This window comes from Pseudomonas sp. LBUM1668, assembly GCF_059695715.1.
Genome location: NZ_CP166787.1, coordinates 5,105,111 through 5,125,627, shown reverse-complemented (window position 1 = coordinate 5,125,627; position 20,517 = coordinate 5,105,111). Strand labels below are relative to the sequence as shown.

Sequence of the window (20,517 nt, the reverse complement as noted above, 5' to 3'; positions counted from 1 at the left end):
AGGCTGCGATCTTTTTTGCAACACCAAAAATTCTCAGTCGAACATGAACAGCGCATCATTGCTGAACTGCGCCTCAAACCGCCCCGCCGGCATCGGCCGCCCGAACAGATACCCCTGAACCTCATCGCAGCCATGCTCACGCAGGAAGTCCAGTTGTTCATGGGTTTCCACGCCCTCGGCGATCACCGCCAGATTCAAGCTGTGGGCCATGGCGATGATCGCCCTGGCGATCTGCGCGTCCTGCTCGCCGGACGGCAGGCCATCAACGAACGTACGGTCGATTTTCAGCACGTCGATCGGGAACTGCTTGAGGTAGTTCAGCGATGAGTAACCGGTGCCGAAGTCATCGACCGCGATGCTCAGGCCGAGGTTTTTCAGGCCGGCGAGGATCTGCATCGCCTCGCTGACTTCACGCATCAGGATGCTTTCGGTCAGTTCCAGCTCCAGACATGCCGGCGGCAGACCGGTTTCGCGCAGGATCGTGGCGATCCGCGTACCGAGCTGGCCGTCGGAGAACTGCCGCGCCGAGATGTTTACCGACACCTTCGGCACGCGCACACGGTTCTGGTGCCAGGTCTTGAGCTGGCGGCATGCCTCGCTGATTACCCAGTCGCCGACATCGACCACCAGCCCGAGCTCTTCCAGTACCGGAATGAAATCTCCCGGCGGCACCAGTCCGCGACGCGGATGACGCCAGCGCAGCAGGGCTTCGGCGCCGGTCAGGCGTTTGCCGTCGCCGCTGAATTGCGGTTGGTAATACAGGACAAATTCGTCTTGTTCCAAGGCATGGCGCAGGTCGCTTTCCAGCTCCAGACGCTCCAGCGCACTGGCGTTCATGTCGGCCTGATAGAACTGGAAGTTGTTTTTGCCGCGCTCCTTGGCGTGGTACATCGCGGTGTCGGCGTTCTTCATCAGCTGGCTCAGTTCGTTGCCGTCCTGCGGGCTGAGGGCGATGCCGATACTTGCCGTCACAAAGAACTCGCGACCTTCGAGCACGAACGGCCGCACCAGACTGGCGAGAATCTGCTCGGCGACATGAATCGCCCGGTTCAGCGCCAGTTCACGGTTGGAGCGATGTTGCAGCAACAGGGTGAATTCATCGCCGCCCATGCGCGCCACGGTGTCGTCATCGTCGACGCAGGCCAGCAGGCGTGTGGCCATGTCTTTCAACATGCGGTCGCCGGCCGCGTGGCCGAGGGAGTCGTTGATCGGTTTGAAACGGTCAAGGTCGAGGAACATCAGCACCACCCACGACTTCTGCCGCTCGGCCGATTGCAGCGCGGTGTGCAGACGATCCTGGAACAGCGTGCGGTTCGGCAGATGAGTCAGGGCGTCGTAGTAGGCGAGGCGGTGAATCCGCTGTTCGCTGGCCTTGCGCTCGCTGATGTCACTGAAGAAGCACACGTAACTGGCCAGATCGCCCTCGTCATCGAGCACCGCCGTGATGCCGACCCACGCCGGGTAATGCTCGCCGTTACGGCGCTTGAGCCAGACTTCGCCTTCCCACGTGCTGTGCTGATGCAATTGCTTGAGCACGTAACGCAGGTGTGCGTCCTGTTGTTCGTCGACGGTGAGCATGTTCGGCAACTGGTCGAGGACTTCGGCCACCGCGTAACCGCTGACCCGGCTGAAGGCTTCGTTGGCCTGGACGATATAACCGGCCGGGTCGGTGATCAGGATCGCCGAAGTCGAATGTTCGAAAACCGTGGCGGCCATGCGCAAGTCTTTTTCGGCGCGGCGCTGCTGGCTGATATCGCGCCCCACGCCAAGCACGCCTTCGAACGCACCGTGTTCGTCCCACACCAGCACCAGGCGCAACTCGATCGGGATCTTGCGGCCGTCGGCGCGCAGGCAATCGAACAGGAACAGCTGGGTCTGCACCTGGTTGCGCAACAGCGCCAGTTGCTCGGGGTTGTCCAAAGCCTTGCTGACCCGATCCATCAGGGCATGGATGCCATTCAGTTGCTGCGGGTTGGCAATGGTCGATTGCCAGCCGTTCTGAAAAATCCAATCGACGTCGTAGCCCAGCACCGCCTGCACCGAGGGGCTGACGTAGTTCAGCGACAGCTTGCTGTCGGTGGAGAAGATCACGTCGCTGATGCTTTCGGCGAGCATGCGGTAGCGCTGCTCGCTGTCGCGCAGGGATTCGCTGGCCTCGATCTGCTCGGTGATGTCCTTGGCGACGCCGATGATCCGCGTGACCTGATCGTGCTTGTCGCGGGCCAGTGCCTGTTCGCGAATATCGAAGCGCCGCCACTCGCCGTCGCGATGGCGGAAGCGCAACTGACATTGCAACAACTGGCTGTAACCGGCGTGGCGCTGCATCTGGCGCGAGCGATGGTAGTAGTCGGCATCTTCCGGGTGCAGCAGGATTTCCCAGAAGTACTCGCCCATCTGATGCAGTTCGCTGCGGTTGTAACCGAGTGTCTGGCCGAGGTGGTGGTTGCTGAAAATCATCCGCTGGCTGATTACGTCCTGCACGTACAGATGATCCGGCACGGTACGCACCACGTCCGACCAGAAACCTTCACGTTCCAGCAGTGACAGCTCGATCAGTTTGCGGCTGGTGATGTCGTTGATGCTGAGGATCACCGCTTTGTAGTCATGCTGCTCGGTCGGCAGGCGCAGCACCATCCACAGATGCTGGTCGCGACCATTGATGTCGGGCAGTTTGATTTCCAGTTCCAGCTGTTTTTGCTGTTGCAGCACGGCATCCAGAATCTGATTGCCGATCGCGCAGTGACGGTGCGGATGGCCATCGATCAGCAGTTGCCAGGCGTCGTCACAGGAATTGACGTTGAGCAGTTGCAGCGCCACCTGATTGACCTCGGTGACGCGCAATTCCTGGAGCAATTGCTGGCGCTGTTGCGGTTGATCGAGCCAGGCCTTGAGTTGATCGCTGGTCTGGATCTGCACCTTGTCGAAAAATTGCTTGAGACCGGACAGGTCGAGTACGCAGAGGGCCACGCCGGTGCCCTCGAAAATATCCTGATAACGACGGCGACCCTCATGCAGCTGGCGCTGACGGCGGCGCATGTTCAGCAGAGCAATCACCGGCAGCATCGAGAAGGCCAGGCCCAGCAGGCATTTGCCGATGAACGCCGGCAGCAACTCTTCAAGCACACGTTGACGGTCGAACAGGCCGCGCAACTGCCAGTCGCTGCTGCTCAGCGGCACCGTAAGCACGGTGTTGGCCAGATCATCCGGGCTCAGTACGCCGGGCTTGGCCGACGACAGTGCTTCATCGCGGCTGATGATCTGATGGTTGAGACGGTTTTCCACCAGCCACAGTGGACGCAGGCCGGTTTCACTTTGTTTGGTCAGCGAGTCGAAGAAGGTCGGCGTCAGGCGCAAGACCCAGTAGCCGCGCGTGTTGCCGCTGGCCTGATGCAGCAGCAAATGCACCAGAGACCCGTCGTCCGCGTTGCTGAAGTAATGCGCCTGGGAGCGGCTTCGGCGCACCAGTTCAGTCAAGTAGACGGCGTCGGAACTGTCCGCTGCGCTGTCATTGATAATTCTGCCGGAAGGGCTGAGCAGCGCCATGCTGCGCAGATCGGGCAACGATTGCTGGAGCTTGCGCAGCAACGCCTGCTGTTCGTCGGCTGACTGCGGCTGTTCGACGATCGGTAGCAGATTGAGCGCGATCTGCGCATTCAGCGCCATGTTCAGGCTGACCTGCGAAGCGAGGTCGGCGGTGTAATCGATGGTGTACTGGCGCTGGTTTTTTTGGGTTTCGCGCAATTGGTCGAGCAGTTGCCAGAACAGCAACGCCAACAGCAAAAGCACGAGTGTCGCCAGCGCACCCTTTAATGTTCCACGCAGGGGCGAGCCTGGCGCCGGTTGGGTGCTGCTCACAGAGGCTGGCGGAGTGACATTGGACAAGCTGAAATCCTGCGGTCTGGCTGGACTGGCGCGACGTGCACTATAAGCCGGACGCCCAGAGGGGGGCTAGCATGCCTTGAGTCGTGGCGAAGTGCCAGCCCCGCGCGGCTGGACTGCCTTCTATCATTAAGGTAGCTTTGCCGGTTACGCGGGAGCGTTCCAGCTCCTACAATCAGACTTTTTCTGCGCGCACGCATTGATGACTATCAAGTGAACGACGCGCATCGGTCTGGCCGGGCATCGCCTGCGCTCCAATCATTCATCTGTCACTGACCCAAGGTTCTCCATGGCTCAATACGTCTTCACCATGCATCGGCTGGGCAAGGTTGTTCCGCCGAAGCGGGAAATCCTCAAAAACATTTCGCTGTCCTTCTTCCCCGGCGCCAAGATCGGCGTGCTCGGCCTCAACGGTTCGGGTAAGTCCACGCTGCTGAAAATCATGGCTGGCGTCGACACCGAGTTCGAGGGCGAAGCCCGTCCGATGCCGGACCTGAACATCGGTTATCTGCCGCAAGAGCCGCAACTTGATCCGACCAAGACCGTGCGTGAAGTGGTCGAGGAAGCGGTCAGCGTGATCAAGAACGCCCAGGCGCGCCTGGACGAGGTCTACGCGGCTTATGCTGAAGAAGATGCCGACTTCGACAAACTGGCTGCCGAACAGGCCAAGCTCGAAGCGATCCTGCAAGCCAGCGACGGCCACAACCTGGACCGTCAACTGGAAGTCGCCGCCGACGCGCTGCGTCTGCCGGCCTGGGATGCCAAGGTCGAATTCCTCTCCGGTGGTGAAAAGCGTCGTGTGGCCCTGTGCCGTCTGCTGCTGTCCGCTCCGGACATGCTGCTGCTCGACGAACCAACCAACCACCTGGACGCTGACTCCGTGGCGTGGCTGGAGCACTTCCTGCACGACTTCCCGGGTACCGTGGTTGCGATCACGCACGACCGTTACTTCCTGGACAACGTTGCTGGCTGGATTCTGGAACTCGACCGCGGCGCGGGCATTCCATACGAAGGCAACTATTCGGGTTGGCTTGAAGCCAAGTCCGATCGTCTGGCTGCCGAATCCAAGCAGCAGTCGGCTCACGAAAAAGCCATGAAAGAAGAACTGGAGTGGGTGCGCAAAGGCGCCAAGGCCCGCCAGTCGAAATCCAAGGCTCGTCTGCAACGCTTCGAAGAAATGCAATCGCAGGAATTCCAGAAGCGTTCGGAAACCAACGAAATCTACATCCCGGCCGGTCCGCGTCTGGGCGACAAGGTCATCGAATTCAAGAACGTTTCCAAGGGCTACGGCGATCGCGTGTTGATCGATAACCTGTCGTTCTCGATGCCGAAGGGCGCCATTGTCGGCGTAATCGGCGGTAACGGTGCCGGTAAATCGACCCTGTTCCGCATGCTGATGGGCAAGGAAACACCGGATTCGGGCAGCATCGAAATCGGCGAAACCGTGCAACTGGCGTGCGTCGATCAGAGCCGCGAAGACCTCGACGGCAGCAAGACCGTGTTCCAGCAGATCTCCGACGGTTCCGACCAGATCCGCATCGGCAACTACGAGATCCCGTCGCGTACCTACGTCGGTCGCTTCAACTTCAAGGGCGGCGATCAGCAGAAGTTCGTCAAGGACCTGTCCGGTGGTGAGCGCGGTCGCTTGCACCTGGCGCTGACTCTGAAAGAGGGCGGCAACGTCCTGCTGCTCGACGAACCGTCCAACGACCTCGACGTTGAAACCCTGCGTTCTCTGGAAGAAGCCCTGCTGGACTTCCCGGGCGCCGCCATTGTGATCTCTCACGATCGGTGGTTCCTTGACCGCGTCGCGACCCACATCCTGGCGTACGAAGACGACTCGCAAGCGATCTTCTTCGAAGGTAACTACACCGAGTACGAAGCCGACCGCAAAAAGCGCCTCGGCGAAGCGGCGGCCCAGCCACACCGGGTACGCCACAAAAAACTGGCCTGATTCGGGTTGGTTGCATGAAAAAGCGGAGCCTTCGGGCTCCGTTTTTTTTGCCAGCGTTTTTTCGGGGTACCGAGGTGGATTCATCGCTGGCAAGCCAGCTCCCACAGGATTTGTGATGTGCCCGGAATAGGTGAACACCGCTGAAACTGTGGGAGCTGGCTTGCCAGCGATGGCGGGTATAACTGTTGGTGCATAACTTGAACCTGATCTCACCATTCGGGTGCGTAACAGGCCAAAAAACAGTCTGATTTATATCCTGTGCACCATTTAATTTCATATCTGCGACATTTTGCGCTGTTCCTGTGCGCAATTCGTTTGCTACAGTCCGGCCCAATCTCTTCCAACGACAATAAATTTGCCGAGACTTTTCCCATGATCGAATCCGTCGAATCCTTCCTCGCACGCCTGAAACAACGCGACCCGGATCAACCCGAATTCCACCAGGCTGTCGAAGAAGTCCTGCGCAGTCTGTGGCCGTTTCTTGAGGCCAATCCGCATTACCTGACCTCGGGGATTCTGGAGCGCATCTGTGAGCCGGAGCGGGCGGTGGTGTTTCGCGTGTCGTGGGTCGACGATCAGGGCAAGGTCCAGGTCAATCGTGGTTTCCGCATCCAGATGAACAGCGCGATCGGCCCCTACAAGGGCGGCTTGCGCTTCCATCCTTCGGTGAACATGGGCGTGCTGAAATTCCTCGCCTTCGAGCAGACTTTCAAAAACTCGCTCACCTCGTTGCCAATGGGCGGCGGCAAGGGCGGTTCGGACTTCGATCCGAAGGGCAAGAGCGACGCCGAAGTCATGCGGTTCTGCCAGGCGTTCATGAGCGAGTTGTATCGCCATATCGGCGCCGACGTTGACGTGCCGGCCGGCGACATCGGCGTCGGTGCGCGGGAGATCGGATTCCTGTTCGGTCAGTACAAGCGCCTGAGCAACCAGTTCACCAGCGTGCTGACCGGTAAGGGCATGACGTACGGCGGCAGCCTGATTCGCCCGGAAGCCACCGGTTTTGGCTGCGTGTATTTCGCTGAAGAGATGCTCAAGCGTCGCGAGCAGACCGTTGAAGGCAAACGCGTGGCGATCTCCGGTTCCGGCAACGTTGCGCAATACGCCGCGCGCAAGGTCATGGATCTGGGCGGCAAGGTGATTTCCCTGTCCGACTCCGAAGGCACGTTGTATTGCGAAACCGGGTTGAGCGAAGAACAGTGGCTGGCGCTGCTGGAACTGAAAAACGTCAAACGCGGACGGATCAGCGAATTGGCGGCAGCCTACAACCTGGAGTTCCGCGCCGATCAGTTGCCGTGGTCGCTGGCCTGCGACATAGCGCTACCGTGCGCCACGCAAAACGAACTCGACGCCGAATCCGCCCGCCTGCTGCTGCGCAACGGCTGCGTGTGCGTGGCCGAAGGCGCAAACATGCCGACCACACTGGAGGCTGTGGATATCTTCATCGAGGCGGGGATTCTGTTCGCGCCGGGCAAGGCATCCAATGCGGGCGGCGTGGCCGTTAGCGGTCTGGAAATGTCGCAGAACGCCATGCGCCTGTTGTGGACGGCGGGCGAGGTGGACAGCAAGTTGCACGCGATCATGCAGTCGATCCACCACGCCTGTGTGCATTACGGCGAAGAGAACGGGCAGATCAACTACGTCAAAGGCGCGAACATCGCCGGCTTCGTCAAAGTCGCGGATGCGATGCTGGCTCAGGGTGTGGTCTGATTCGGTTCGATGCGAATCACTTCAATCATTTGATCGCCGGCGGGGCGCTGCCATAGCACCTCGTCGTTGAGCCGGGCTCCAAGCAGGGCCCGGCCCAGCGGTGAGCCCCAATTGATCAGGCCTTTGGCTGCGTCGGCCTGATCTTCACCGACCAGTTGCACGCGGCGTTCGGTGTCGTGTTCGTCGGCGTAGGTTACCCAACTGCCGATTTGCACTTTGTCGGTAGACGTCGCGGCGACGGCGACTTGTGCGCTGCCGAGGCGCTGATTGAAGTAACGCAAATCTCGTTCGAGATCGGCCTGGCGTTGCTTGTCAGCCTGTTCACCTTTTGCCGTTTGCTCGGCGTGCAAGGCTTGTAGCTCGGCGACTTTCGCCTGCAACTGTTGCAGACCTTGCTGTGTGACGTAATTGGGCTGCGCGCTGACCTGCCGTTCGACTGGCTGATCGGCTTGCGCGGCGGCGTTGTCTTCGTTGACGAAAGCACGGCTCATGGTGTCCTCCCCGTTAATGGGTTGGGCCATGCTCGCAGGCATTTGGTTTCATCGGATGTCTGCCAACGACCTATTGCGAGCGATAGGCCCGCGCGGCGCCCTGATCCTTCTGCTGCTGCCAGGCACGCTCGCGCTCGTCCCAGTGCTCGTTGCGATAGTCGTTGCGATCCTTGTTTTCCAGCATCGCCTGACACTGGCGAAAGCCGTCGGTCCAGCCCTCGGCGTATTGCTTGTCCTTGAGATAGCGCGGCACATTCTTGCGAAACTCGCCGCTGATCGAGCCGGCGGCTTGTCGGCCGCTGACACAACCGTCATCAAAACCGTCGGCAAAGGCCGGTGGATAACCCTTGGCGATCAGATCTTCGTGAGTGGTCTGGCAACCGCTCAGCAATAGCAAAACACCCAGCGTAACCGCACACCGCCACATCGCACTCTCCCGAGCCGTCACACGGCTTATGGGGAAAGTCTAGAAGGGGATTCGTTGATGGGGTGTGAAAGAAAGATCAAAAGATCGCAGCCTGCGGCAGCTCCTACAGGGGAAACGCATTCCAAGTGTAGGAGCTGCCGAAGGCTGCGATCTTTTCAGTAGTGATACCACTTCACCTCAAGCATCACTTCAGTTTCAGGCGTCGCCACATGACTGAACTCCCGCTGCGCACTCAGGCGCAGACCGAGATTGCGTGACAACTCCCACTGCTGATTCAGGCTCAGGCTACGGCGCACTTCGCCATTGAAGAAATAATCACCCTTGGCTTCGAGGCTGAGATTGCCCAGCGGGTTTTTCCACAGCACGCCGGTATTGAAACCGCCAGCAGGAGAAACGAACTCGGCGAAGTCATTGTTGTGTTCGACACGCACCGTGCCGAGGGCAAAACCAAGCACGTCTTCACCCAATTGCCACGTACCGCCACCGCCGCCATTGACGTGGCTGACCAGGGTTTCGTCATCGTGCTTGCCCGGCACGCGCTCAAGCCCGCCAGTCACTTGCCACGACAATGGCTGCAGCAACTCGTTACGCGGTGTCAGCGAGCGAATGGTCGCCAGATCCAGTTGCTGGAACTGCCAGTGATTGCCTTCGTACTGGCGCAGCTTCATCTGCAGGATTTCGATTTGCGCACCGAGCGGGAAGCTCTCGGCGTTGTCGTTGAGGTCGTGATACGCCATGCGCAAGCCGTACTCGGCGAACGCACGGTCGCCGCGAGTACCGAGCCCGGCCTGCCAGGTGCGCGATTCGTGGCCATCCTCCGGCAAGCCAGGACGAGGGATCTCCAGCTCCGGCGCCGGGTTTTTGTTGATCGCCCGCAGCAGTTCAAAGCTGCGCTGCGCCCGTTGCGGATCACGTTCCTGGCCGTTGGCGCGGTAGCGCTCCAGCCGATACGCGGCGTCGATGATCAGCGCTTGCCGGGCGCGGGGCAGGGCCTTGAAAGTGGGCGCTTGCAACACCTGTTGATCGGCGCTGACTTGCAGCACCCATTGCTGTTCTTCGTCAGTCAACGGTTCGGCGCGGCTGAGCAATTCGCGTTCACGGGACGGGCGGTATTCGATGCTTTCCACCAGACCCGCTTCTTTAACGGCTTTGACCGTGTCGGTAGGGATTGCAGTCAGCGGGAATTGTTCGGTCAGGCGCAGACTCGGCCGGGCCACTTGCAGCAGTTCGAGCAGACGGTAGGAGCAGTTTTCGTCGAAGAAGAAGTAGTCGAACTGGATCTGCTTCAACTCCCACACATGCTCGACCATGCGCGCGGTTTCTTCTTGCGTCAGGTTGAGCCGGTACTCCCACAGATCGCGGTTTTCCAGGCTGCGGTATTCGGAGAGTTTTTCTTGATAGGGCACCAGCGCAAACAGCCCCGGATAGCCGCCCATCAAACCTTTCCAGGCGTAGAGAATGCTGTTGTCCGAACCTTCGATATAGGCGCCGAAGTTGATCGCGTAACTGAGCAGCGAGGTCTTGTCGCTTTGCACGTCCGCCTGATCGATGCGCAGCAAGGTGTGGCCGAACATCGACGACGGGCTGTTGAGATACGCCGCCGGGAAGATCATCACCGCGCTGTGCGGCGAAACGTCCTTGAACCACTTTTTGTATTCGGCGCACGCCGGCGTCGGCAGATCGGTCAGGTTGAGCTGCGTTTTCAACCAACGGGTGCGGGCCGGATAAACGCATTGCGCGTGCTCCTCACCAAGACTGGCCGGGGCGTACAACGCCTGCACGGTGGCGGCCAGCTCACGGTCGGGGTGTTCATTGCCATCGGGCGCGAGAAAGAATTTCCTGTCGCTGACATAGCTGCGCCAGCCACCGAGTTTGGCGGTTTCGTAATGACCGAGGGAAATCCAGAAGCGGTCGTTGGCCAGTTGCTGCAAACGTTGAGGATCGATGTTTGGCGCGGCGGACAGCGGGGCGCAGACACAGAGCGCCAGCCAGGCAAGGCGTTTGAGCATAAGTGGCAACTTAAGTCGAAAGAAAATAAAACCCGGATCGGGGTGTGATCACTCACCCTGTGGCGAGGGGATTTATCCCCGTTGGGCTGCGAAGCGGCCCCAGAACCTGTATCCCCAATGCATCAGATACACCGCATGCACAGGTTTCACGACTGCTTCGCAGCCGAACGGGGATAAATCCCCTCACCACAGGTTCAGCGTCACAATTGACTGACAGCATTCAAAAGAAAACCCGCTCCCCGAAGGAAGCGGGCGGGGTCGAGCTTAAGCCTGCGTTGCGTACTTGGCCAGACGTGCGTCTGATTTCAGCACGGACAGGGTGTTGGTATGCACGTCTTCAGCGGTCACGTCAGCCTTGCTGAAGATCTGCTGGAAGTGCTCGTGAGTCACAGCAGCGAAGTGCGCACGGTCTTCCGGCGCCACGCCCAGTACCACGGCGTAGGTCGTCAGCGCTTCGCCGTTGCCCTTGGCCATGTCTTCAGACAGCTCGTTCATCATGCCATTCATGGCAAACCAGGATTTGCCGCCATAGGTCAGCGACGCGTTGGTCGAGCAACCGTTGGTGCCGGAGGTCATACCAAACGTGGCGTTACCGGAAGTGCCGTTGGTGGTGGATGCCAGGAAGTGAGCCGGGGTGCCACGCTGACCTTCGAACAGCATGTTGCCCCAACCGCAATCCGGGCCGCCTGGAGCTTGCGCCATTGCGTTGATGGATACAGCGGTGAAGAGAGTACCGAGAAGAATCCGTTTCATAGCTTTTATCTCTTTATGTGCATACCAATGGACAGGGTTCTGGCGCCTTACGGTGCCAGTGGGCCGGTATTAGTTCCAGCCGCGCAGTTTGGAGTTTAGGCACGTTCCTGGGGTTCCGTGAGTTTTTGCAAAATATTTGGAATAAACCCCGGTTTCAAGGGCGCGGGTCACGGGCCGGGCGTTTGTCTATGCTTTGTCACATGGCGCGCCTTGCCAGTGGGGTACGGGCAGCGCCAGAATGCCGCTATCTGCCCCGCCTGATTGTTAAGGAAGCCCGATGCCTGATCCTGTTGCTGCCAGCTTGCGTCTAGCGCCCGAAGCGCTGACCCGTCCGTTTTCCGCTGAACAGTTCAGCTTCACTACCACCAATGATCTGGAGCCCTTTCGCGGTGTGCTCGGCCAGGAACGTGCGGTCGAAGCCTTGCAGTTCGGTGTGGCCATGCCACGCCCCGGTTACAACGTTTTTGTCATGGGCGAGCCCGGCACCGGTCGCTTCTCGTTCGTCAAACGCTACCTGAAAGCCGAAGGCAAACGCCTGCAGACCCCGGCAGACTGGGTCTACGTGAATAATTTCGATGAGCCGCGCGAACCGCGCGCACTGGAACTGCCATCGGGCACGGCCGGCGCGTTCATCGGTGACATCAACGGCTTGATCGACAACCTGCTGGCGACTTTTCCGGCGGTCTTCGAACACCCGTCCTACCAGCAAAAGAAAAGCGCCATCGACCGCGCCTTCAACCAGCGCTACGACAAGGCCCTCGACATCATCGAGCGTCTGGCCCTGGAAAAAGACGTTGCCCTGTATCGCGACAGCAGCAACATCGCGTTCACGCCGATGCTCGACGGCAAGGCGCTGGATGAAGCTGAATTCGCCCAGTTGCCGGAAGCCGATCGCGAGCGTTTTCACGAAGACATTTCCGGTCTCGAAGAACGCCTGAACGAAGAACTCGCCAGCCTGCCGCAGTGGAAGCGCGAGTCGAACAATCAGTTGCGTTCGCTCAATGAAGAAACCATCACCCTGGCCTTGCAGCCATTGCTGTCGCCGTTGTCCGAGAAGTACGCGGAGAACGCAGCGGTCTGCGGTTACCTGCAAGCGATGCAGGTGTACCTGCTGAAAACCGTGGTCGAGCAACTGGTCGACGACAGCAAGACCGACGCCGTCGCCCGCAAGCTGCTGGAAGAACAATACGCGCCGAGTCTGGTGGTCGGTCATCCGTCCAGCGGTGGCGCGCCCGTGGTTTTCGAGCCGCACCCGACGTATGAAAACCTGTTCGGCCGCATCGAATACACCACTGATCAAGGCGCGCTGTACACCACCTATCGCCAGTTGCGTCCGGGTGCCTTGCACCGCGCCAACGGTGGTTTCCTGATTCTTGAAGCGGAAAAAATGCTCAGCGAGCCGTTCGTGTGGGATGCGCTCAAGCGTGCCCTGCAATCGCGCAAGCTGAAAATGGAATCGCCGCTGGGCGAGATGGGCCGCTTCGCCACCGTGACCCTCAACCCGCAGCACATTCCGTTGCAGGTCAAAGTCATCATCATCGGCGCGCGGTCGTTGTATTACACGTTGCAGGACCTCGATCCGGACTTCCAGGAGATGTTCCGCGTTCTGGTCGACTTCGATGAAGACATCCCGATGGTCGACGAGAGCCTGGAGCAATTCGCCCAGCTCCTGAAAACCCGGACTTCGGAAGAGGGCATGGCACCGCTGACGGCCGATGCGGTCGCGCGTCTGGCGACTTACAGCGCACGTCTGGCCGAACACCAAGGACGTTTGTCGGCGCGCATCGGTGATCTGTTCCAACTGGTCAGCGAGGCGGATTTCATCCGGCATCTGGCCGGTGATGAGATGACCGATGCCGGTCACATCGAGCGTGCCCTGAAAGCCAAGGCCACTCGCACCGGACGTGTGTCGGCGCGGATTCTCGATGACATGCTCGCCGGGATCATCCTGATCGACACCGATGGCGCGGCGGTCGGCAAGTGCAACGGGCTGACCGTGCTTGAAGTCGGTGACTCGGCGTTCGGTGTGCCGGCGCGGATTTCCGCCACGGTGTACCCGGGCGGCAGCGGTATCGTCGACATCGAGCGTGAGGTCAATCTTGGCCAGCCGATCCACTCCAAAGGCGTGATGATCCTCACCGGGTATCTGGGCAGCCGTTACGCCCAGGAATTCCCGCTGGCGATTTCCGCGAGCATCGCACTGGAGCAATCCTACGGTTACGTCGACGGCGACAGTGCGTCGCTGGGCGAGGCGTGCACGCTGATTTCGGCGTTGTCGAAAACCCCGCTCAAGCAATGCTTCGCGATCACCGGTTCGATCAACCAGTTCGGTGAAGTGCAGGCGGTGGGCGGGGTCAACGAGAAGATCGAAGGCTTCTTCCGCCTCTGCGAAGCACGCGGCCTGACCGGCGAGCAAGGCGCGATCATCCCGCAGGCCAACGTCGCGACGTTGATGCTTGATGAGAAAGTGCTGGCGGCAGTGCGCGCGGGGCAATTCCACGTGTACGCGGTGCGTCAGGCCGACGAAGCGCTGAGCCTGCTGGCCGGTGAGCCGGCCGGTGAGCCGAATGCCGATGGTGAATTCCCGGAGGGCAGCATCAATGCGCGAGTGGTTGAACGCCTGCGCGATATTGCCGAGATGATCAGCGAAGAAGATCTGAAAGAAGCCGAGAAGGAGTTGGCGCAGGAGGCGTTGGTAGAAGCCAAACCGGCTTAACGCCCAACGCGGTCAAACTGTAGGAGTGAGCCTGCTCGCGATAGCGGTGTGTCAGTCGACAAAAATGTTGCCTGACACACCGCCATCGCGAGCAGGCTCACTCCTACATTTGTTTTGTGTCGATCTTCAGGGAAATCGCCACAACTCTGACGCCAATATTCACACAATGACCATTCGGCGCATTCTGGTTTCATAAAGCTTGCCCGGCGGACTTTTCTTCTATTCTCAGCTCAAGGATATCGACAGTATCACTGGATCGAGCCAGTCCTCCCGAGAGGGCTGAATACCGGCTTTACCGAGGGTCGCCGCCATGTCGCGCAACCTCTGCCTCACCCGTCAATGTCTGGGTCTCGTGACCCGTATCGAATGCGCCATCAAACCGTTGGCCGGCGATAACGGCATGTGGACACTGCTCTTCGCTGCCGGCATGGCCGGCGAACAACCTTCCGCCATCAAAGCCCAGGGTCCGTTCCACGGCCCGATTGCCGCTGAGTCGATTCTCGACACCATCGTTGAAAGTCTGACGTTGCACGGCTATGAGCTGGCCGACGACCCGCAGATCTGGAGCCTGCACCTGCAAGCCCAGCTTCGGCAGATCAACGGCGGGCGTGGCCGCAGCCTCAACTGACACGCGCCCCTGTAGGAGCTGCCGCAGGCTGCGATCTTTTGACTTTGCTTTTCAAGGAGCAGTCTCAGCTACTTGCGCCTTGTCGAGTTTGACCTCAAAACCATATTGCACGGTGGCGAGGTTGGTTCGCTGATAGGTTTCCACGTGGGTTGGACGGCCATAGAAGTAGTGCACGCCAGACAGCGCCGGGCCTTCTGCGCTCGCATCGTGGCTGACCGAGAGAATCTGCTTGAGGTATTTGCCGCTGTCGTCCTTGACGAAGAATCGCCATTCATCGGCTCGGAACAGCTTCAAGTCGACCACCAGCGTGTTGTTCCTGATCTCCAGACCTTTGGGCAAAGACTTGGCGTCATAGGTTTTTTTCTCGACCGATGCGAGAAACAGCGGCATTGAGCCGACGGCAATCGCCGGCGTATCCGGAAACAGGTTCAAATCGTAGGTGATCGTCGCGTTCAGTGGATCGACCTGATAAGCCTCGGGCGGTAGCTCGATCGGTTCATCGAGTTTGCCGCTGCGCTTTTCGGTGAAGAACGTCACCGGGCTGACCCCGGGGTTGAAGTCGTCACCGAGCAGTTCGTCGTTGAAGGTGCGGCGGTGAGAAAACTCGATGCGCGCAGCGCTCGAGTCCTCCACCGATTGTTGAATACGGATACCGGCCTTCAACTGATCCTCGGTCAGGCTCGCGCCTTTGAGCCAGTTCGCGGCCAGATCGTCATACACCACAATCGGCAAGTCCAATGGCTGGACAGTTTTTTCCACGGTGTGCGGGTTGAAGGTGCGAATCGGCAGATCCAGTGCCTTGCGTGTCACGGTTGCCGAGGAAAAATCCAGCAGGCTGACTTCCAGTGTCTCGATCGGGCCGTTGAAGTAGACCTTGTTGTAGCGGCGCGGGTGTTGTTGCTCGAACGCCAGTTGGTCGTCACTGAGCTGCTTTTCCAGCGCGTCGCTCCAGGTTTTCTGCTGTTGCAGATGCGTCAGTTGTTTTTCGTAGAAAGTAACCTGCTCCGGACTTTCGTTGATCGAACCGGCACGCACCAGGTATTGACCACTGCCGTCGCGCGCCTGAACAATCAGCGGATTGAGCTGGGCGTCAGCGACTTCCGGGGCCAGCGGCAGGTTGTTGCTGAATTCGACTTCGGCGTAGTTCTTTTCAAGCTTGAGCAGTTTGACGCTGAGATTGTCGTTGGTACGGGTCTGGCCGACATCTTTCTGCGTCAGGTCGAAACTGTATAGGCGGCGCGGCGCGATGACTTCGACCTGGCCTTGCAGGCTCACCGGTTGCGGCAGGTTTTTCTTGTCGACGTCCAGGCCATCGATGAACGGGTAGGTCACGGTCAGGTCATCGGGGTTGGTGACGTTGGAGCTGGATGGGCTGAGCTGAATGCCCGGATCGGTTTCCGACCATTCCGGCTGATAAGCAATGACGCGCTTGTTACTTAGCGTCACCGATTGCCACTCCACGCCATGCGGGAACAGGAAGCCGCCGGGAATGTTCAGGTTAAACGGGAAAACCGGTTGCAAGTCGATGAGGTAATCGGAGCTGGAATCTTTGTGCAGCACAAACAGACCATTGATGAAGGTATCGACCAGCGCCTGCGGGGTAGGGTAGTGCTTGAGCACGCCAAGGGCGTCTTCGCCATATTCGGTTTTTGCCGGATTGCTGTCGAGCTTGAGCTGCGCGCGTTCGAGTAACAGCAGCGAACCGCCGAGTTCGGTGACGGCGTCCTTGAGCTTCGGATCGGTGATGGCGTCCAGTGACTGTTCGAATTTTGCGGTTTTTTCTTCAAGGCTGACCGTGTGCTTTTCGTCACCTTGCGAGCAACCGCCAAGGAGCAGGGTGAAGCAAATTCCGGCAATCGTTATCGGCAATCGCACATCCATTTCCACTTTTCCTGTCCGCTTTCGCTGGGCCGTCAATGGTTTGGACACTAGCAGAAAAAAATGCCGCACACGTGCGCCGGTAGCGGATTTTCAGGCGGTTTCTGGCTGTCACAGCGGGCTGGTATACTCGCCCCCCATTACAACCCCCCTTGTGTGAGATTCAATGGAACGCTTTATCGAAAATGCAATGTATGCCACGCGCTGGCTGCTGGCGCCGATCTACATCGGGCTGTCCCTCGGGCTCCTGGCGTTGGCACTGAAATTTTTCCAGGAAGTTTTCCACATCCTCCCCAACGTCTTCTCGATGGCCGAGTCGGACCTGATTCTGGTCCTGCTGTCGCTGATCGACATGGCGCTGGTCGGCGGCCTGCTGGTGATGGTGATGATTTCCGGTTACGAGAATTTCGTCTCGCAGCTGGACATCGACGAGGGCAAAGAGAAGCTCAGCTGGCTGGGCACCATGGACTCCTCGTCGCTGAAGATGAAAGTGGCGGCTTCGATCGTGGCGATTTCCTCGATCCACTTGCTGCGCATTTTCATGGACGCCAAGAACGTCGATCCCGAGCACCTGATGTGGTACGTGATCATCCACATGACGTTTGTGATTTCGGCATTTGCCATGGGTTACCTGGATAAGCTCACCAAGCACTGATCATTCTTTGATCGCTGCAAACCCGCCCGTCTGTTGCGAAACAGACGGGCGGTGTCGTTTTTGGCTTGTGCTTTTTTGCCCGCAGGCATATCCCTGTAGACCTACTGGCTCGCCACTGCGTGAGGTGTGTTCATGAACCTGCAAGAGTTGAACGCGTACGCCATCGCCGGCAAGGTCGATGAGCTGAACCTGATCTCCATGGAAGGCGGCATTTACCTGCTCGAAGCGCGTATGCGTGGGGCGGCCTATCCGCTCAGCAACCCTCAAGGGCAGATGTTGACGCTACGCTCGGTCGAACATGCCCGTGATGTGTTGCATACCTTTCCGGTATTGCCGTTCAACCTCGTACACACCTCGGTACATGATGAAATGTGTGGCCTCGGCGCCAGTGGCGAGGAAAGTCTGAAAGTGCCGCTCGCCTGGCGTTCCGCGCTGTAGCCCCGTCGCCCCAAACGGCAGGGCATCTGTGCTAGTCTGCTCGCCCTTTTGGTTCCGGGCGCGCCGGGACGCGCTGTGTACGCACGGCACGTCTGTTGGCCGTCCGCACAGCGGAGCAGTGTCATGTCCGAAGTAAATCTGTCCACCGACGAAACTCGCGTCAGCTACGGTATCGGCCGTCAGCTGGGTGACCAGCTGCGCGACAACCCGCCACCGGGTGTCAGCCTTGACGCTATTCTGGCCGGTCTGACCGACGCTTTCGCCGGTAAGGAAAGCCGTGTAGGTCAGGAAGAAATGTCCGCCAGCTTCAAAGTGATCCGCGAGATCATGCAAGCCGAAGCGGCTGCGAAGGCTGAAGCTGCAGCAGGCGAAGGCCTGGCATTCCTGGCTGAAAACGCCAAGCGTGACGGCATCACCACTCTGGCTTCCGGCCTGCAATTCGAAGTGCTGACTCAGGGCGAAGGCGCCAAGCCAAGCCGTGAAGATCAAGTGCGTACTCACTACCACGGCACCCTGATCGACGGCACTGTGTTCGACAGCTCCTACGAGCGTGGCCAGCCAGCAGAATTCCCGGTTGGCGGCGTCATCGCCGGCTGGACCGAAGCCCTGCAACTGATGAATGCCGGCAGCAAATGGCGTTTGTACGTGCCGAGCGAACTGGCTTACGGCGCTCAAGGCGTTGGCAGCATCCCGCCGCACAGCGTTCTGGTATTCGACGTCGAGCTGCTGGACGTTCTGTAAGACCTGGCCTGTCTGCATGACAGGCTAATGTGGGAGCCAGCCTGCTGGCGATAGGGTCGACACCGGTTTTTGTTCAAGACCGCGTTGATGCCATCGCCAGCAGACTGGCTCCCACAGTTTTTTCCGTGACTCTCATAGTTCTATCTTGTGATGCAGTTCATTGGTCGGGCGCAAGGCCCGGGCGTAGCAGAACAGGAACAGATTGCGCACCAGCTCCTTGAGCACCAGCGGCTCGCTGGAATTCAGGCTGCTGACATCCAGATCACCCTGATCCTGCAGCTCATGCAAGGCTTCTTCTTCAAGCACCGCACAGACTTCCCCGGTTTCCCGATGCAGGATTCTGAGGTACGGGTGTGGGCGATCCAGCCAGGCGTCGATCAAATAAGTCATGGTTCTCATCTCCATTGAAAGGGTTTCAATGAGAATAATTCTTATTCATCAAATAGCAAGCGCCTATTGGCGGATTGCAGATTTTTCAGGGTAAAGATTGCGTAAGGTCAAAACGGCTGGCGCTTGGCTATCGCGTGGATGTGCTGAGGGAAACAGGGGAGGGCGGAGCTCCATCCCACGGCGGGCGCGGGATGGATGACAGCAGAATCAGACTTTTCTGACGAACTCGGATTTGAGCTTCATCGGGCCGATGCCGTCGATCTTGCAGTCGATGTCGTGGTCGCCATCGCACAAGCGGATGTTCTTGACCTTGGTGCCGACCTTGACTACCAGCGACGTGCCTTTGACCTTGAGGTCCTTGATCACGGTGATGGTGTCGCCGTCCTGCAGGACGTTGCCGACCGAATCTTTCTTCACGGCGTCATCGGAGGCTGCTTCGGCTTCGCCATTGGCAGACCACTCGTGGGCGCACTCCGGGCACACCAGTTGAGTGCCGTCTTCGTAGCTGTATTCGGAATTGCATTTCGGGCAGGGTGGCAACGTGCTCACTAGGGCTCCTTGAGAGGGGATCGCTAAAAGTCGCACATTGTATAGGGTTTCTCGGCTGCTGGCGCCAAAAGCAAAAAATCGCAGCCTCAACAGCTCTGTAGGAGCTGCCGAAGGCTGCGATCTTTCGATCTGTTTTCAGCGATTTCAGTGTGTACGGGCGACCGCAAACTCACTCAATTCAACCAGTGCATCACGGTATTCGCTGGCCGGCAGCGCTTCGAGGCACTTGATCGCGCGGGCCACGTAATCGCGGGCCAGTTGCGCGGTGTACTCAAGCGAACCGGAAGCTTCCACGGCGATGCGGATGCTTTCAAGGTCTTCGATCCCGCCTTTCTGGATCGCCTGGCGCACCAGTGCAGCCTGTTCAGGCGTGCCTTCGCGCATGGTGTAGATCAGCGGCAGGGTCGGCTTGCCTTCGGCCAGATCGTCACCGACGTTCTTGCCCAGGGTTTCTGCGTCGCCCTTGTAGTCGAGCAGATCGTCGACCAACTGGAATGCCACGCCCAGGTGATCGCCAAAGGTGCGCAGGGCTTCGCTCTGCTCGGCGGTCGCACCGGCCAGCGCGGCGGCGCTGTGGGTCGAGGCTTCGAAAAGCATCGCGGTCTTGCCGCGGATGACTTCCATGTAGGTTTCTTCGGTGGTGCTGGCGTCGCGGACCTTGGACAGTTGCAGCACTTCGCCTTCAGCGATGATGCGCGTGGCCTGCGAGAGGATCTTCATCACCGGCATCGAGCCCAGTTCGACCATCATTTCGAACGAGCGCGAGTACAGGAAATCGCCCACCAGCACACTTGGCGCGTTGCCCCACATGGCGTTGGCGGTCGAACGACCACGGCGCATGCCGGACATGTCGACTACGTCGTCATGCAGCAAAGTCGCGGTGTGCAGGAATTCGATGGTGGCAGCGAGCAGGCGCATGTCATCACCTTCGCGACCCAAGGCCTTGCCACACAGCAACACTAATAAAGGACGCAGGCGTTTGCCGCCGGCCGAGGTGATGTAATCGCCGATTTTCGATACCAGCGGCACTCGGGAAGTCAGCTGCTTCTTGATGATGCCGTCGACGGCGCTAAAATCGTCCGCCACCGCGCGGTAGAAAGCTTGGGGTTGCATCAGCGAGAGTCGCTCCAGAAGGGTTGCGCGGCATGCTAGGACCCCCGTCCAGACCTGTCAAGGCGCGATGGACGGCTACTTGCAAGCCTGCGATAGCTTGCGTACAATCGCGCACCCTGAACTTCCTGGGCAGCACCTGCCTTACGCAATTGCTAGCGGGCCTTCCAGCCCCATGCAGCCATGCCA

General features: G+C 59.2%; 16 protein-coding genes. 7 read left to right on the top strand and 9 right to left on the bottom strand.

Annotation, left to right across the window (positions count from 1 at the left end):
* Nucleotides 1–33: 33 nt before the first annotated feature.
* Nucleotides 34–3,882 carry a cyclic di-GMP receptor MorA gene (morA, locus tag ACA061_RS23045; protein WP_150602184.1) on the bottom strand — a complete coding sequence of 1,283 codons (3,849 nt, stop codon included), beginning with the start codon at nt 3,880–3,882 and terminating at the stop codon, nt 34–36.
* Nucleotides 3,883–4,168: 286 nt separating this feature from the next.
* On the opposite strand from morA, the gene ettA reads away from it, so the two are divergent.
* Together ettA and gdhA are read left to right on the top strand one after the other, a co-directional pair.
* The gene (gene ettA / locus ACA061_RS23040; RefSeq protein WP_497300093.1) at nt 4,169–5,833 is read left to right on the top strand and encodes an energy-dependent translational throttle protein EttA; all 1,665 of its coding nucleotides are present in this window, start codon (nt 4,169–4,171) and stop codon (nt 5,831–5,833) included.
* 372 nt (nt 5,834–6,205) lie between these two features.
* The gene (gene gdhA, locus ACA061_RS23035) at nt 6,206–7,543 is read left to right on the top strand and encodes an NADP-specific glutamate dehydrogenase (RefSeq protein WP_497300092.1); all 1,338 of its coding nucleotides are present in this window, start codon (nt 6,206–6,208) and stop codon (nt 7,541–7,543) included.
* Here the strand turns inward: gdhA and ACA061_RS23030 are convergent.
* The 4 genes from ACA061_RS23030 to ACA061_RS23015 all read right to left on the bottom strand — a co-directional run bounded on the left by ACA061_RS23030 (nt 7,528) and on the right by ACA061_RS23015 (nt 11,223).
* Nucleotides 7,528–8,034 (bottom strand): GreA/GreB family elongation factor, encoded by a 507-nt coding sequence (locus ACA061_RS23030; protein ID WP_047303327.1) that lies wholly within the window; start codon nt 8,032–8,034, stop codon nt 7,528–7,530. The two genes, gdhA and ACA061_RS23030, sit on opposite strands and share 16 nt — an antisense overlap.
* Before the next feature lie 70 nt (nt 8,035–8,104).
* A complete protein-coding gene (locus tag ACA061_RS23025) occupies nt 8,105–8,461 on the bottom strand; it encodes a hypothetical protein (protein ID WP_497300091.1) in 357 nt (118 codons plus the stop codon).
* Nucleotides 8,462–8,616: 155 nt separating this feature from the next.
* A complete protein-coding gene (locus ACA061_RS23020) occupies nt 8,617–10,470 on the bottom strand; it encodes an Lnb N-terminal periplasmic domain-containing protein (protein WP_497300090.1) in 1,854 nt (617 codons plus the stop codon).
* Between the two features lie 264 nt (nt 10,471–10,734).
* A complete protein-coding gene (locus tag ACA061_RS23015; protein WP_150595302.1) occupies nt 10,735–11,223 on the bottom strand; it encodes a DUF3015 domain-containing protein in 489 nt (162 codons plus the stop codon).
* A gap of 277 nt (nt 11,224–11,500) precedes the next feature.
* On the opposite strand from ACA061_RS23015, the gene ACA061_RS23010 reads away from it, so the two are divergent.
* Nucleotides 11,501–13,939, top strand: a complete 2,439-nt coding sequence (locus ACA061_RS23010; protein ID WP_150602188.1) for a Lon protease family protein — start codon at nt 11,501–11,503, stop codon at nt 13,937–13,939.
* Nucleotides 13,940–14,249: 310 nt separating this feature from the next.
* Nucleotides 14,250–14,567 (top strand): PA4575 family protein, encoded by a 318-nt coding sequence (locus tag ACA061_RS23005; protein WP_150602189.1) that lies wholly within the window; start codon nt 14,250–14,252, stop codon nt 14,565–14,567.
* A gap of 51 nt (nt 14,568–14,618) precedes the next feature.
* On the opposite strand, the gene ACA061_RS23000 is transcribed toward ACA061_RS23005, so the two are convergent.
* The gene (locus tag ACA061_RS23000; protein WP_210701846.1) at nt 14,619–16,448 is read right to left on the bottom strand and encodes a hypothetical protein; all 1,830 of its coding nucleotides are present in this window, start codon (nt 16,446–16,448) and stop codon (nt 14,619–14,621) included.
* A gap of 163 nt (nt 16,449–16,611) precedes the next feature.
* Between ACA061_RS23000 and ACA061_RS22995 the strand changes: the two genes are divergently transcribed.
* From ACA061_RS22995 to bamJ, 3 genes are all read left to right on the top strand, one after another.
* A complete protein-coding gene (locus ACA061_RS22995) occupies nt 16,612–17,100 on the top strand; it encodes a TIGR00645 family protein (RefSeq protein WP_042561155.1) in 489 nt (162 codons plus the stop codon).
* Between the two features lie 132 nt (nt 17,101–17,232).
* A complete protein-coding gene (locus ACA061_RS22990; protein ID WP_150617356.1) occupies nt 17,233–17,538 on the top strand; it encodes a DUF6482 family protein in 306 nt (101 codons plus the stop codon).
* A 123-nt stretch (nt 17,539–17,661) separates the two neighbouring features.
* Entirely contained in the window at nt 17,662–18,279 is a 618-nt protein-coding gene (gene bamJ, locus ACA061_RS22985) for a BamJ family beta-barrel-assembly machinery protein (protein WP_042561153.1), read from the top strand.
* Between the two features lie 132 nt (nt 18,280–18,411).
* On the opposite strand, the gene ACA061_RS22980 is transcribed toward bamJ, so the two are convergent.
* The 3 genes from ACA061_RS22980 to ACA061_RS22970 form a co-directional block, all read right to left on the bottom strand.
* The gene (locus tag ACA061_RS22980) at nt 18,412–18,669 is read right to left on the bottom strand and encodes a PA4570 family protein (RefSeq protein ID WP_150602192.1); all 258 of its coding nucleotides are present in this window, start codon (nt 18,667–18,669) and stop codon (nt 18,412–18,414) included.
* 207 nt (nt 18,670–18,876) lie between these two features.
* Nucleotides 18,877–19,218 (bottom strand): zinc ribbon domain-containing protein YjdM, encoded by a 342-nt coding sequence (locus ACA061_RS22975; protein WP_042561151.1) that lies wholly within the window; start codon nt 19,216–19,218, stop codon nt 18,877–18,879.
* Between the two features lie 144 nt (nt 19,219–19,362).
* On the bottom strand, nt 19,363–20,331 hold the full coding sequence (locus ACA061_RS22970) for a polyprenyl synthetase family protein (protein ID WP_007909817.1): 969 nt from the start codon (nt 20,329–20,331) through the stop codon (nt 19,363–19,365).
* Between the last annotated feature and the right edge of the window lie 186 nt (nt 20,332–20,517).